This window comes from Methanospirillum stamsii (assembly GCF_003173335.1).
Lineage (GTDB): Archaea > Halobacteriota > Methanomicrobia > Methanomicrobiales > Methanospirillaceae > Methanospirillum > Methanospirillum stamsii.
Genome location: NZ_QGMZ01000018.1, coordinates 154,876 through 168,485 on the forward strand (window position 1 = coordinate 154,876; position 13,610 = coordinate 168,485).

Annotated in this window: 18 protein-coding genes and 2 tRNA genes; 9 read left to right on the forward strand and 11 right to left on the reverse strand. The window is 46.6% G+C overall.

Annotated elements, in window-relative coordinates; genetic code table 11:
• Positions 1–38 precede the first annotated feature (38 nt).
• The 3 genes from DLD82_RS09730 (at position 39) to DLD82_RS19580 (ending at position 1,409) form a co-directional block, all read left to right on the forward strand.
• Positions 39–593, forward strand: coding sequence for a hypothetical protein (locus DLD82_RS09730; RefSeq protein WP_109940924.1), 555 nt, complete (start codon positions 39–41; stop codon positions 591–593).
• Between the two features lie 385 nt (positions 594–978).
• Positions 979–1,224 carry a type II toxin-antitoxin system HicB family antitoxin gene (locus DLD82_RS09735; RefSeq protein WP_109940925.1) on the forward strand — a complete coding sequence of 82 codons (246 nt, stop codon included), beginning with the start codon at positions 979–981 and terminating at the stop codon, positions 1,222–1,224.
• Positions 1,221–1,409 carry a type II toxin-antitoxin system HicA family toxin gene (locus DLD82_RS19580; RefSeq protein WP_109940926.1) on the forward strand — a complete coding sequence of 63 codons (189 nt, stop codon included), beginning with the start codon at positions 1,221–1,223 and terminating at the stop codon, positions 1,407–1,409. The genes DLD82_RS09735 and DLD82_RS19580 overlap by 4 nt, the downstream gene beginning before the upstream one ends.
• A gap of 326 nt (positions 1,410–1,735) precedes the next feature.
• Here the strand turns inward: DLD82_RS19580 and DLD82_RS18575 are convergent, their stop codons facing one another.
• The 5 genes from DLD82_RS18575 to frhA are packed head-to-tail and all read right to left on the reverse strand — an operon-like array spanning position 1,736 to position 5,585.
• Positions 1,736–1,912: a hypothetical protein gene (locus DLD82_RS18575; RefSeq protein ID WP_181391361.1), complete on the reverse strand. Its 177-nt coding sequence runs from the start codon at positions 1,910–1,912 to the stop codon at positions 1,736–1,738.
• A gap of 42 nt (positions 1,913–1,954) precedes the next feature.
• Positions 1,955–2,821: a coenzyme F420 hydrogenase subunit beta gene (gene frhB, locus DLD82_RS09745; protein WP_109940927.1), complete on the reverse strand. Its 867-nt coding sequence runs from the start codon at positions 2,819–2,821 to the stop codon at positions 1,955–1,957.
• A gap of 2 nt (positions 2,822–2,823) precedes the next feature.
• Positions 2,824–3,612, reverse strand: coding sequence for a coenzyme F420 hydrogenase subunit gamma (gene frhG, locus DLD82_RS09750; RefSeq protein WP_109941069.1), 789 nt, complete (start codon positions 3,610–3,612; stop codon positions 2,824–2,826).
• Between the two features lie 55 nt (positions 3,613–3,667).
• Positions 3,668–4,204: a coenzyme F420-reducing hydrogenase, FrhD protein gene (gene frhD, locus DLD82_RS09755; protein WP_109940928.1), complete on the reverse strand. Its 537-nt coding sequence runs from the start codon at positions 4,202–4,204 to the stop codon at positions 3,668–3,670.
• Positions 4,205–4,217: 13 nt separating this feature from the next.
• On the reverse strand, positions 4,218–5,585 hold the full coding sequence (frhA, locus tag DLD82_RS09760) for a coenzyme F420 hydrogenase subunit alpha (RefSeq protein ID WP_109941070.1): 1,368 nt from the start codon (positions 5,583–5,585) through the stop codon (positions 4,218–4,220).
• Between the two features lie 547 nt (positions 5,586–6,132).
• On the opposite strand from frhA, the gene DLD82_RS09765 reads away from it, so the two are divergent.
• A complete protein-coding gene (locus DLD82_RS09765) occupies positions 6,133–6,648 on the forward strand; it encodes a HepT-like ribonuclease domain-containing protein (protein WP_109940929.1) in 516 nt (171 codons plus the stop codon).
• 2 nt (positions 6,649–6,650) lie between these two features.
• Here DLD82_RS09765 and mptA read toward each other — a convergent pair whose 3' ends face one another.
• A complete protein-coding gene (gene mptA / locus DLD82_RS09770) occupies positions 6,651–7,643 on the reverse strand; it encodes a GTP cyclohydrolase MptA (RefSeq protein ID WP_109940930.1) in 993 nt (330 codons plus the stop codon).
• Between the two features lie 137 nt (positions 7,644–7,780).
• Here mptA and DLD82_RS09775 point away from each other — a divergent pair, with 137 nt between their 5' ends.
• The gene (locus DLD82_RS09775; protein ID WP_109941071.1) at positions 7,781–8,392 is read left to right on the forward strand and encodes a translation initiation factor IF-2 subunit beta; all 612 of its coding nucleotides are present in this window, start codon (positions 7,781–7,783) and stop codon (positions 8,390–8,392) included.
• A 2-nt stretch (positions 8,393–8,394) separates the two neighbouring features.
• On the opposite strand, the gene DLD82_RS09780 is transcribed toward DLD82_RS09775, so the two are convergent.
• From DLD82_RS09780 to DLD82_RS09800, 5 genes are read right to left on the reverse strand one after another with little or no spacing between them, the layout of a single operon-like run.
• Positions 8,395–8,673 carry a DNA-directed RNA polymerase subunit L gene (locus DLD82_RS09780; RefSeq protein ID WP_109940931.1) on the reverse strand — a complete coding sequence of 93 codons (279 nt, stop codon included), beginning with the start codon at positions 8,671–8,673 and terminating at the stop codon, positions 8,395–8,397.
• A gap of 59 nt (positions 8,674–8,732) precedes the next feature.
• Positions 8,733–9,455, reverse strand: a complete 723-nt coding sequence (locus DLD82_RS09785) for an MBL fold metallo-hydrolase (protein ID WP_109940932.1) — start codon at positions 9,453–9,455, stop codon at positions 8,733–8,735.
• Positions 9,455–10,732 carry an ATP-binding protein gene (locus DLD82_RS09790; protein ID WP_109940933.1) on the reverse strand — a complete coding sequence of 426 codons (1,278 nt, stop codon included), beginning with the start codon at positions 10,730–10,732 and terminating at the stop codon, positions 9,455–9,457. Before DLD82_RS09790 ends, DLD82_RS09785 begins: the two co-directional genes overlap by 1 nt.
• A gap of 44 nt (positions 10,733–10,776) precedes the next feature.
• Complete coding sequence (gene map, locus DLD82_RS09795) at positions 10,777–11,652, reverse strand: type II methionyl aminopeptidase (RefSeq protein ID WP_109940934.1); 876 nt, start codon at positions 11,650–11,652, stop codon at positions 10,777–10,779.
• Positions 11,649–12,779 carry a M24 family metallopeptidase gene (locus DLD82_RS09800; protein WP_109940935.1) on the reverse strand — a complete coding sequence of 377 codons (1,131 nt, stop codon included), beginning with the start codon at positions 12,777–12,779 and terminating at the stop codon, positions 11,649–11,651. The genes map and DLD82_RS09800 overlap by 4 nt, the downstream gene beginning before the upstream one ends.
• Positions 12,780–12,838: 59 nt before the next feature.
• Between DLD82_RS09800 and DLD82_RS09805 the strand changes: the two genes are divergently transcribed.
• From DLD82_RS09805 to DLD82_RS09820, 4 genes are all read left to right on the forward strand, one after another.
• Positions 12,839–13,066: a hypothetical protein gene (locus tag DLD82_RS09805; protein ID WP_109940936.1), complete on the forward strand. Its 228-nt coding sequence runs from the start codon at positions 12,839–12,841 to the stop codon at positions 13,064–13,066.
• Positions 13,059–13,370, forward strand: a complete 312-nt coding sequence (locus DLD82_RS09810) for a hypothetical protein (RefSeq protein ID WP_342764569.1) — start codon at positions 13,059–13,061, stop codon at positions 13,368–13,370. The genes DLD82_RS09805 and DLD82_RS09810 overlap by 8 nt, the downstream gene beginning before the upstream one ends.
• Before the next feature lie 66 nt (positions 13,371–13,436).
• Positions 13,437–13,509 (forward strand) — tRNA-Asn (locus DLD82_RS09815).
• 10 nt (positions 13,510–13,519) lie between these two features.
• Positions 13,520–13,592: transfer RNA gene (locus DLD82_RS09820), tRNA-Ile, on the forward strand.
• Positions 13,593–13,610 lie beyond the last annotated feature (18 nt).

The window sequence follows — 13,610 nt, forward strand, 5'->3', positions numbered from 1 at the left end:
CTGGTAATACTCGGCATGGTGTAAACCAGGAGGCAATTATGAACACCCGAATGTGCATATCCCTTACCTTTGTAGTTCTCCTCGTAGTAATTCCGGTTTTAGGAGAGGAACTGACAAAAATTTACGGGAGTGTTCCAAAGAATGGAGTTAACAAGGTTACTCTTGACAACTCCCACAATGAAAAAGAAGCGGTTGTTGTTTTTAAAGAATTAAACTGGCCTATCCCGTTTGCTGTATATGTTTCACCAAAAGAGACCGGCGTTTTATCACTCCCATCAAAATCATACCAGGTCTATTATACTCTCGGGTTTGGATGGAATGATGCGGAAAAGAGGTTTATTAGTCAGCCAGAATATTTTATGCTCGGTAATGTTCTGAATGCAGGAGGAGATGGAACGGTTCATGAAGAAAAAGGTGATACGTACACGTACGTTGTGGGAACATATGTTGACCCTGTGGATAACCTTACCAAGTATGTGACAGATGAAACTGGCCAACCTGAATGGACATGGGCGGAGAATACCATTATGTTATCCGCAGATTCTCCTGATCCGGTAGTTCCGATTGATGCATTAGATTTCCCGCTTACGTAATGAATTACATAAATCTTTTTTTAAATAAGGCCTGCCATTAGAACTTGGATATTCATCAATGAAAATTTGAAGCAAATCAGTGTTGTTCGAATTAATCCATATAAAAAAAAGGATCACAAATTTGATTATGGACTCGTTCTTTTATTTTAATACACGAAATAGCCGGAAAAACCCATGGATCTGATAACACCTCATTTCCTCCATCAGGAAGAAAAAGATACATTATTGCATGAAATTATCGATGATCTAAAAACTTGACCTGAAATTATTGCTGCACTCTTATTTGGTTTATTTACCGAAGGTCGGTTTCGGGATATTGATATCGTGAGGAGATAAGTATAGAGTATACCTATTATTGATTACTATAATATAAGGAGGAAGGATAATGGAAAATGGTCCGTTTGAAAATGAAACAGTAAACACCTATACAGCTGTTATTATCAAAGAAGAAGAGTGGTGGATTGGATGGATTGAAGAAATTCCTGGTGTAAATTGCCAGGAAGAAACCTATGAAAAACTCATAGAGAGTCTGAAAATTACCATTCGCGAGGCTCTGGAATTTAATAAAAACGAAGCTTTGGAGATAGCAGGGTCTGGTTATCGGGAAGAGAAAATCAGGATAACTGCATGAAAAGGCGTCTTTTCATTAAACATCTTCAGGATCACGGGTGCTATCTTTTACGGGAAGGTGCATGTCACTCATGGTTTATCAACCCGACGGAAAATAGAAGATCAACAGTGCCACGCCATTATGAAATAAGTAATGTACTCATCATCAAGATTTGCAGGGATCTTAATATTAAACCTCCAAAATGATCCTTTTTCCAAAGGATGAAACAATATAAAATTTGATGTATAACCTTTCCGATATCCATTTTTTACAGGGTGTGGAGATCAACAGTACAGTGGTCTTCCACAATCTGCTTTATACCCAGATATGGGAAGTTTTCCATACAGAAAATACTAATTAGCGAGGGAAATCTTATTTGTAACATACAGGAAACCCCCCGGATACAGCTGAGTTTTTCTGGGTCTGCATCAGGCAGGTGGTATCTATTACCAGTTTTGTCAAGATCCTGACTTTCGTACTTCGTCTTTGATTACTGCCATGTTGGGGCAAATAATCCATTTTGTCCCATATGCTAAGAGGGTTTTTTCTTCCAGATTGGTAGCAATAATGACTCTGATTTCCACTGCTCTTTTTTAGATCCTTCGACGATTGCTCCAGCGATGATACCTCCGAGAGGGGTATAGAAAAACATCGAGGTTACAATGCCATCACACAGTGAATTGCGAATCGAAACTCGATGAAAACACATCGAGTTTTCATATCCGGTCAAATATACAGACAGTAAAAAAAATTAGATATAGGGGTTCCGGAGACCCTTTCCAACACCGAAGGTTGCACGGTGTTCGAGCTCCTTCTGGTTCTTGGTGATCTTTTCGGTTGCAAGCTTGGTGACGAGTTCAAGACCTGGCTTGACACTCTCAATCGGCTTGGTCTCAAAGATACCGGCAGCGACTGCCTTGTTCCAGATATTTTCTCCATTGTTGTTCCGGATAAACACAGTAGACCATCCGTCCGGAGATCCGACTGAACCGGTGGAGATATCAGCAAGGTTTGCCACGTAGTCAAGACAGACATGGCAGCCTGGCTGTTCGTACTTGTGGGTGAGTTTGAGCGGAATCTGGGAGACTGCACCACGGTTGGTGTATGCCCAGTACTTTCCTTTTCCGATATCGGTCTTCTTGAGTGAGTGCAGATCGACATTGCAGTGGTCCTGCACAATCTGGGTCATGCTCTGGTATGAGAAGTTCTCCATACAGAAGATACCCATTGCAAGAGCAATCTTATCACAAACGTCACGAAGTCCGACCGGGTAGAGTTGTGCTTTTCTGAGTGCCTGGATCTGACAGGGAGTTCCAACAATACCGACCTTGTCAAGACCGTACTTGCGTACAGACTCTTTCAGGACAGACATGTTTGGACAGACATTGTATCTGGTTCCCCGTGAAGACAGAAGCTCTTCAACACTGGTTGCCACAATCGGCTTTGGCTGCCATGGTTTTTCTCCCTGGCCTGCGACGATTGCACCATCAATGATACCCTCTTCAAGGGCATAGATGAACATTGAGGTGACAATCCCGCCATCCTGGGAACCTGCCAGAACTTCTGAACAGGTGCTGCGGGCAGCGACTGCGGATTTATATTTGCCAAGATAATCCATGATTAGTTCCCTCCCGGGTTCATGGCACCATCTATAATACCAAGAATGTTTTCGTACTGGTTCACAACATCAAAGCTGAAGAATGCACGTGGACATGCTGCATAGCAGGCACCACACTTGATACACATATCACGGTTGATGTTCGGTTTTCCTTCTTCCATGGTTATGGCAAAGACCGGACAGGATGCGGCACAGGTACCGCAGCCCATACAAAGACCCTGGTTGATAACCTTGGTCATGATGTCACAGCCACAGGCCTCGCTGCTGGTTGCCTTGCTTCCTTCGCTGGCGAGTGCCATTAATGGTGCAAGGTATGCTTTTGCAAGTGCCTGCTGCTCCGGAGTTCCTTTCAGGAGCAGGTATGCCATGACACAGACATTTCTGATCTGTTGCGGGCATGGTGCACAGCCGGGGATATAGACATCCACATCGATGACGTCACCGATTGGAACAAATCCCTCATGCTGTGGCTGGTTCCACTGACCACCACGGCAGAACCGGGTGATGTTTCCATATGCAGCACATCCACCAAGAGCGACAACAACTGCTGCCCTCTCTCTGGTTTCCTTAATCTCTTCTACAGAACATTCATCCTGAAGACAGACTGACCCCTCGACCAGTGCAACATCCATTTTTGGAATATGACGTGCATCGGCAAGAGTTAAACAATATACGAGGTCAGCGTAATTGTCAAGGATGGTGAATAACCCCTCGTAGTTGTCGGCGAGGGAGACAAGACATCCTGTACACCCACTCATGTGTACATGTCCGACTGTTATTTTGTTAGCCACAGGCCTTTCCTCCTTCTTTGGTTCTTCTTTTGCAATCGGTTCAGATACTGGAGCTTTAGGCACCTGCGATTTTGGAGCAGGTTCCTTCTTCTCCTTCTTCCCGAAGATCAATGATAGTAGTCCCATGATTTACCCCAATCATTTTCAGCACGAGCTGTACTGTCCTTGGGATCGCTTCTGTTACCTCTTCGGAGAGCCCTATCTCATATTCAGGTTCAGAAACCCGTTTTGGCTGACACCCGATGATATCAATCTTCACCCGGTTTTTCAGCTGATGAATGGGTTCAACTAAATCCCAGGAATGAGCATCCCGGTATTTACCCGGTGGCAGGTCATCAGGACTGATGATTGCGATGTCTCCTGGTTTTCCTCCGAAATCAGCAATATCTATGATGAAGAGGTGTTTTACCGGTTCATCCGATTGCGCAAGAAGGGTAAAGAGGAAATGCGGACCACCTAGGCCGGCATCTATTACCTTTACATTCTCGGGCAGGTCGAGTTTTTGGAGTTCCTCGACCACGGCCGGTCCAAACCCATCATCCGCAAAGAGCGGGTTTCCGCACCCGCAGATTACGATCTCCTGGAACAGCATGCGCAGGGCACTCTCACTGGACGAGCTTCTGGGTGACAATCTTCTTGCTCTCGTCAACTACCAGCATATGGGTAGCGCAGGACACACAGGGGTCATATGCACGCATGATGACCTCGGCAAGCTGCCATGGTGCTCCTTCGAGAGCCCGACTGCAGGTTGGGAAGTTCCATGTGGTCGGAACAAGAAGGGTGTACTCCTGAACTTTTCCTTCCTTGACACGGGCAAGATGAACGTCACAACCACGTGGTGCTTCGTTTGCATTCCATCCAAGGCTACCGTCACCCTGTGGTATCTCGTCTGCAAGCACTGAACCATTACAGTCAAGTGCATCACAGGCTTCGATCATGGTGTAGAGACAGTCCGGATACTCCATCTGCCTTGCAATCTGGAGACCCATTGCACCCTTGCGGTCATAGTTCTTGAACTGGACCAGACGGGCACGTGGACCTACTTCAACCGGGCATCCATCATAGAGCGGAACTGAAGTACAGGCCTGCATCTGTGGCCAGGTCTTGGTTCCTGCCTTGGTGGTTCCACCGACCGGATAGTCTGCATCTTCAAGGCTGACTTCCATTTCTCCCTGGTACCAGTTGTACGGTGAGACATCAGTCCACCGGTCTGGATCCCAGCGTGGTTCAAAGTCAAGGCTTGAACTGTCAAATACCGGGTCAACTGCCATGTATCCCTGGTCGTGCCATCCGAACTTCTCCGGAATCTCGACTTCGGTCTTTCCGACAGTAACGGTGCCACGGTTCTCCCAGTTCTTCAGGACCGAAATCATGAAATCCATCTGAGCGATGGAAAGGGAAACACCTTCTTTGGCAAGGTCGAAAATTTTCTGTTTTGCCTGTGGGGAGATGTTGTAATACATACCACCGACCCGGGGGTTTCCTGGGTGAATGGCTTCTCCACCGACAATCTCACCGACGGTCTGCCCGATCTCACGGAGACGCTGGATCCGCTTTGCAACGGTTCTGACTGGTTCTTCCGGAGTAAATGGGTTGATCTTAGTGTCTGTACCTGGAATGTACATATCTGGCAGAGTCAGAATATTGTGGAGTGCGTGGCTGTGCAGCCTGTTTGCGCACTGAAGGATTGTTCTGAGCAGATATGCATCCTGTGGGATTTCACAGCCTATCGATGCCTCCATGGCACCGACACCTGCGAGGGTGTGGGCGATTGGACAGATACCACAAACACGGGATGAGATCTTGGGTGCCTGGTGCATGGACTTGCCAACACACAGTTTCTCAATACCTCTTACCGGAGTGATACTCAGCCAATCTCCACGCTCAATTATTCCCGCATCGTTGACTTTAAGGACAAGCTTGGAGTGTCCTTCATGTCGTGTGGTTGGGGAAACTTCTACTACTTTGGACAAGAGAATCGCCTTTGATATTTGTTTGTTCGCAATGCTGTACAACTCATATCAAGAGCCCTCAGGAGATCTGAGGGTATGACCGTACCATTGTACGACAAATGGCATTTGGCTATAAGATATATTTAATTTGCCATTTGAACGTAAATCAAGTCAGAATTTTCGGTATCTAAAAGCAGAATAATAATACGGTTTGAGAATTCTTCATAATCAGTAGTACGAAAAAACTGATAGACTCAGTATTTGCAGGTTGAGGTTTTCTCCCTCTTTTATGAAATTAATTAAATCAAATCTATATATCCTAACAATTTTTCGGTTTTTTTTCAAGAATGAAAATTCAGAAAAATCTTTGATTGTGTTACTGGTGCAATCGGCCGATTTTCCTGTTAGCGTTTCTTTCATCGAATGATTTTTCAAAATATCTGTGAATCTGTCGTTTTATTATCAAAAGACATGAGCATCCTCCTTCGCGCTCAAGACTGTTTCAGGCAAACGGATGACAGATTGAAATTTTTGAAAAGCAGAATAATAGAAAGGCGGGTTACTGTGAATGGATGACGCACCATATGATCCATCCGGCTTTGATGATATTATCCGGGATATCAGGCGCTACCTGGATGATGCAGATAGTATCTTCCGAAGAAAAGAACGACTTGACAAAGACCAACGGGATTATTATGCCCGAACCATGGTACTTTTTGCTCTTAGTAACCGGATCATGGACCTTGCCCGTCTGGTGTGTCTTGAGCGGAGGTACGTATCCGGAGATGAACCGGTGAAGAACAAGGTGTTATTCAAGCGGTTACATGACCATTCGGTATTATCCTGGGATCTCAGGCAGGAGATGATCGCTCTGGTAAACTTTCGTAACAAGGTTTCTCATCACTTCTCAGAATTATCCCGTGATGACCTAGAAATGATGTATGCACTCATCCCGGTGTACAATGAATTTATCTCTCTGATGGAACTGGAACATTCCCGTGCCAGGTTTCAGACGAAAAGAAATATGATTATCGGGGCTGTCCTGGTGGCAGTTGTCCTGATTCTGCTCTGGTATTTTAGTTAAATTTATATATATTCTGTGGTGATATTTTCACCATTTATCTCGTCTGCAAGTTCAGCAATGGTTGCCTGCCGTTCTGCAAACGCATCATGCTGGTGAATGCTCTCTTCATTATCCTGTGCAATTGTCACCACTGAATCTCCGGGAAGATCACCAAACTCCGTATGGACCCTTCGTGCCATCTCCCTGACACAATCCTCAACAAACCTGGGATTTTTATGAGCTGATAGGACAACATGACCTTCATCACCTCGTTTGAGGAGTTCGAAGATGGGGGTACTCATGGAATTTTTGAGGATCATGATGATCTTCTCAAGTTTTACATGGCTCTCGTCATCGGTTTCGATAGAGAGAAAACCCCTCCCCCGCTGATTATGGGTTGCCATGGGAACTTCAGCGAAGAACTGCTCGATCTTGTTTTTCTCAATCCCAAGTTGTTCCATGACTTCGCGTGCCCGCTCCTGCATAATGTTCTGGGCACAGGGACAGGCGGTCATACCGGTAACTTCAGCACCGATACTCTTTCTTACAATAGGTTCCTTGAAGGTCCGCTGGGCAATAGCACTCGCAAAGACCTTCACAACCTCCTGGCAGGCAGTTCCGGTCACCGGGGTCTCTCCAGATACCATAAATTCGGATCGCATCTGGACCTCTGTTCGGTCTGCATACTCGTGCTTATCAAGAAGTCTTCTTGCAACCCTGCTGCAGAGCTGCTCTATCTCTTTTACCTCTCCTTCAATGGCAGACTGCAAAACTTCGTCTATAACCTCAAAGTTCCTGGAAAGATTAGCCCCTTTCAGGCTACCCGGAAGGTCAACAAAGATGTCAAAGTTGGAAATAAATATGACCGGACGTTTTCCTACCCTTGTGACTTCAACCAGTTTTTTTACATTCTTTACGCCGACCCTAGTCAGGTTGATCCTGACATCAGGAAGAGTGGACTGCACATCAGGCAGTTCGCGGGAAAAAACCCTTTCAGATGTTTTTAACGGAGACATTGAGCCCTCGGGGAAAAATATTGAATGGTTCCCATAACTGGGATCCCGGAATACTAAAACTTTTCAGTATGAGTTATTACCAACTGGTTAAAAAACAGGGGACATTTAATTGCCGTTCAGAAAGAAATTATAAAGGCATGGTCGAATCATACGAGGCCCTTCTGAATAAGGCATATGAGGAGGTGACAGAACCGTCAGAGGATGGAGAACGCTGGTCATATCCTGAACCAAGATCAATAATCGAGGGAAAGACCACCATCCTTGAGAATTTCTCTGAAATTGTAAGTGCTCTCAGGCGTGATGCTGATCACCTGATGAAGTTCCTACTTGGAGAATTGGGAACTGCAGGAAAGATCGACGGGTCACGTGCAATCTTCAATGGAAAATTCGAAGACTCGCTCTTCTCCCCGATGATCCGTAGTTATGTGGATGACTATGTTATCTGTTCCGAGTGTGGAAAACCTGATACCCGCCTCTTTAAGGATGATCGGGTGCTCATGCTCAAATGTGAAGCCTGCGGGAGCCATCGTCCGGTCAGGAAACGTAAGTCAAAAGTCGAAACCGGCGCATCCGGACTTGAGGCAGGAAATGTAATTGAAGTCTCAATCGAGTCTACGTCGCGGCGTGGAGACGGAGTTGCAAAAGTCGGGAAATATATTGTATACGTTGCCGGCGGAAGGCCTGGTCAGAAGGTAAAAGTGAGAATAGCAAAGATTTCCGGGTCAATTATCTTTACAGAAAAACCCTGAATCTATTTTTTTGCTGATTGTTCAAGAGAGGATAAAAGATCCTCGCACTGGCCTGAAAGGCGTTTACATGCGTCCAAAATTGGTTTTACCGGATCTGCCTTATTATGGGTAGTTACCGTCAGTACCGGGTCTGAAAACTGGAATTCAATGACATAATTCGCAACATCAACCGTTGAATCAGTAAGAATCTCGGTTTTAAGTGCATTCATGAACGTATGTCCCTGGCCGGCAAGTGAAATCCTGACCATATCCTCACCGAGTTCGAGAACCGTAATATTCATTTGTACTCTGTTGGAGTTTAGATCAGATAAAGGTACAGCGCATTAGCCATGCTTATGGTTTACAACCTGAATTTTTCCCCATCATGGCCCTGCTCAGGAGTCAGGAACGGTATGATATGACTCATGTGAACAACTCTGAAATCTTTTGCCCGAAGTTCCCGGGCCATGTCAATTGCTTCTTCGTAATTGAGATGTTTCTCCACTTTTCTAAATGAATCCGGAAACAGACCGTCAATAAAGAGCAGATCCGCATCTTTCATGATTTCTTTTGATTCCTGCGGGATATATTCATTGGTATCAGAGGTGTAAGCGATTTTTGAAATTCCGTCTGAAATGACAACCCCGGTCGTATATATGTCCGGATGCACCACTCTGACAAGAATGACCTCAAGACCGCACACCGTAAAAGGAGTATAGGCAGGAACCGGGATTTCCTGTTTTAGCAGGAACTTAAAGGCAGGTCTGCATGATGCCAGGACTTCCGGAGCACCGTATACCGGGGGGATCCTCTGAACCCGGTAAAAATCACCAAATCCCATGAAATGGTCATAATGCCCATGTGTCCAGATAACCGCATCAATCTTTGGTGACCCGGCATTCAGGAGCTGTCTTCGCATATCCGGTGTGGTATCAATAAGCAGGTGACAGTCCTCGTTTTTAATGAGTACAGAAGTCCGGAGCCGTTCTATTCCATGTTCCTTTGCATAGGTACAGTTTGGACACGAGCACCCGACATGAGGTGTTCCTACAGCATCCCCTGTCCCAAGGAGTGTTACCTCCATCAGATCCAGTTCCTTGCCCTGTGTTCGTCTCTGGTTTTGATGAGTGATTCACCCTTTTTGACGTCCTCGGTTGAGATTTCAGATCTGCCGTCGGTTAGCGCAGAAAGAATTGCTTCCCTGACCAGCATCTTCAGATCTGCTCCGGAGAAACCGTCGGTATTTTTGGCAATATTGGGAATATCCACTTCAGTATTTGATTCTATTAACAACCGGCGAAGGATGAGTTCACGGGTTTGAATATCCGGCAGGTCAAAAGGAATGACCTCATCAAATCGTCTCCATGCTGCTTCGTCCAACAGCTGTGGATGGTTAGTTGCCCCGATGAGAAGTACCTTATTCCTGATAAGGCTAATCCGGTCAATATTTTTCAAAAGAGCATTAACCGCACGTTTCATGGCTCCATGGTCATCACCGACACGGCTCTTTGCCAGAAAATCAAACTCGTCGATGAAAAGAATACAGGGAGAGAGCAGCCGTGCCACATCAAAAATCCGGTCAATGTTCTTTGATGTCTCACCAAGGTACTGGGATGTGACCATCGAAAGCCTGACTTCAAGGATGGGCATATGGAGGACCCGGGCCAGGGCAAATGCAAGTGATGTTTTTCCTGTTCCAGGAGGTCCGATAAAGAGCAGTTTTCCAATATCGTAGACTCTTCTGCTCTTCAGGAATTCAAGATGCTCAAGGGCGACTTTAAGTTTGACGATCCGGCTGAGCTGGTCTGGCGAACAGATGATATCATCAATCGTCTGTTCTACCTCTTCGGGAGCACTGATGATGATGAGGTCAAGACCTGACCTGAGTTTGTCATCCTCTGCAAGCATCCGTGAGATACGACGGTCAAGGTAAACCCTGCTATCCTCGAACCGTGGATTCATTTCCCTGACTTTTTCGTATGAAATTCCAATGGAGGGATCCTGTTCATGGGCATACCAGGCAAGGGCCGGGTTTTTCTCAATCAGTGGCTTTCCTCCGTTCTTTAAAAACCAGGTCAATCCGGCTGGAAGAGAAGTAATCCGCAGCCGATGTCCGAATTCTTCGTACAGGGTGAGGGGATGTTTATCCAGTCTGAGATGTGCATCCGGAATGCCGAGCACCCTTTGCAGAGCACTTTCGGCGACCACAATCGGAGCACGTTCCCCATCCATTGAATGTATACCATACACTTCACGGGCAACCGGCGTTAGGTCGTTGACATTCAGATTAGTATTCTGATTATAGATCTCAGCGGTCAGAAGCAGTTCAATCAGGTTCAGGATCTCCTCATCACGGGTCATTTCGATAATCCTTATAATACGTTTTCATCACAGAAGAATCGCTATCATGCAGTGGTTATGATACATCCGTCATCGGTCACGATCATCGTGTGTTCCGCCTGCGAAACATAAGAGCCTGAAACATCACAAAGGACCGGGTATGACCGTAAAATTCCATCGTGAACAAGGCGTGCAAGACCCAGATCTACCGACTTCACATGAAGGTGTCTGCGGGCAAAGGGGAGGCCGTTTCTCTCTTCAATCTCTTTTAGGATCTTACGTGCCGCAGGAAGCCTGACCGGGCGGTTCACCACCTGTCCGAATATCTCTTCCCGCTTGCCATCATGGACAAATCCTGTGCCGGTTGTAGCAAAAGGCTCTATTGCAACGACCATGTCCTCTTCAAGGATTGCTCCCCCGGTTCCGGGAATATTTGGTACATTCGGGCCTTTATGGAGGCAGTAGTGGTCAAGCCCGTGCCCGGTCAGGTTAGCAACCGGCAAAAATCCCCTGCTTTTGATCTCCTGTGCTACGATGGTTCCAAGTGAACCGATTGCAACACCTGGTTTTACTGCAGAAATTGCTGCATCACGCGCAACAATAGAGGCTTCACGGAGTAATGGCTGGTCACCGAGGTCTACCGTGCAGGCTGTGTCGGCTATATACCCGTCAAGATGGACTCCGATGTCAAGTTTTACCATATCCCCCTGTGTAAATGTCCGGGTATCGTCAGGACGGGGGGTGTCATGGGCTGCTGCTTCGTTCAGTGAGATGTTTGCCGGAAAAGCAATCTGAAATCCCTGTTCAATGATCATGTCTTCAACAAATGTGCCTACTTCAAGAAGCGGGACATCAGGTTTTATCCGGTCAGCTCCTGCGGTCAGGATCTTTTTTGCTGCTGCTCCTGCCTGTATGTACCGGTCAAATATCTCTTCTTTCATACTATCATGTCCATGGAATAATCGGTTATCCTTGAAAAACCTGATTTTTCCACGATTCCAAGGTTTTCTATTCTGACTCCCCCGATCCCCCGGTAGTAAAGGCCGGGTTCAAGGGTGATAACATTGCCACTGGAGAGTTCTCCTCCGATTCCGGAAAGAGAGGGTGCTTCATGGATTTCAAGCCCAACTCCATGACCCAGACTATGGATGAATCCTTCGGTATCTGATCTGAATCCGAGTTCGGCAAAATAGTCCCTGACCGCCTGGTAGCACTCAGCTCCGGTCTTCCCTGCACAGACCATCCTCTCCGATAACAGCAGGGCATCTTTCACTGCTTCATAGAGTTCAGTAACTCTTCCTGAAGGCATCCCCCTGCTGACTGTCCTGGTCATATCAGCATAGTATCCTGTTTTATTATCGCGGGGAAAGACATCGATGACAATGGGTTCGTGGGTCAGCAGTGTTCCTGCCCCGATGCAATGGGGCATTGCTGTTTCCGGTCCACAGGAAACGATGGTGTCATCAGCTGTACAGTCATACCGGAGCATCGTCTTATTCATCTCATACCTGACCATGTCTGAAGTAAGGGGTGCATCATCGTGATAGAGCGCCCCGGATCGTATCTCCGCATGCCGGATCAGGCTTATTGCAGTCTCCATTGCGGCTTCTGCAGCTCGTTGTGCCCGTGTTATCCAGGAAATTTCATCAGGTGTTTTTATGGCACGGGGGGCAGAAAGCCGATCCGTGGAATCAATGATCACCGCGTCATGGGATTCAAGCGCACGCGCAAGTGCAACCGGGTAGTCCGGGGGAAGCAGGTACGGACCTTTTGAGAGCCGGGATATCATCTCCGCCTGAATCTTCCAGGGGTCTTTTTCATGCTCAAAGATCTCAAGGTATCCGGCCTGTTGACGGGTAATAACCTGTGCAGGGGATTCGCGGGCCGCCCGTTCCGCTTCCATCTGGGGGACGATCATCAGGGGCGGCTCGTTAATTTTTTTAATAATTGTAACCGGATCATGGGTTACGAACCGGCTCATGTGCCGCATCGCTGCGTTCTCCGATGAAGCGTGCAGGCAATATGCTGTTGCGCCGGAACTAGTGATCAGGTCATCCAGGCTGGCCATCTTATACAGGTTTTAAGTGAAACCACAAGTACTTTTACGCAAAACGAGATGTATGAATAATGAATGATGCTTCTAAAGAGCAGTTCAAATGGAGATTCTGGCACCTCACGGTGATTCTGAACGGTGTAATTCTCTTTTACGCACTCGCAGTTCTTGCTTTATTCCTGTTTCCTGAATCTTTCAGGTTGCCGGGGGCAGTAATCAGTCTTATTCTGGCAGTTATCCTGACGGTGATCTTCAGAAAGAACTATTATAAAACGAAATCCTGGCTGAATGACCATGCATGAAGAAGAAACGGAGAGTATGATGCTGGAAAAAATCCAGGAAGACATCAGTCTCGCGTCACGGCATATTGAAGTACTTCGTGCTGTGGCCAGTCACCAGCCGATTGGAATAATTAAACTATCAGAGCTCCTCACCGTCCCCCAACATCGGGTCAGGTATTCTCTCAGGGTGCTTGAGAGCAGCGGGTACATTCGCGCTTCAAGTGCCGGAGCCATGGTGACTCCCAAGGCAGAAGCGATGTTTCTTCACCTGAATGAAGATATTGAGGAGATTATACAGATTTTAAATCGAATGAAACGACCCTGATGACCAGTCCTCATGTAATCATTAAATTTATTAAGAATAATGTCGCACGTATTAGAGCACATCTGTGCCGCCATAACTCAGTTGGTAGAGTGACTGGCTGTTAACCAGTTTGTCACAGGTTCGAGTCCTGTTGGCGGCGTCCCTTTTTTGGGCCTGTAGCTTAGCGGTGAGAGCGCCCGGCTCATAACCGGGCGGTCATGCGTTCGAATCGCATCAGGCCCATGACCTTAATTTTTATTG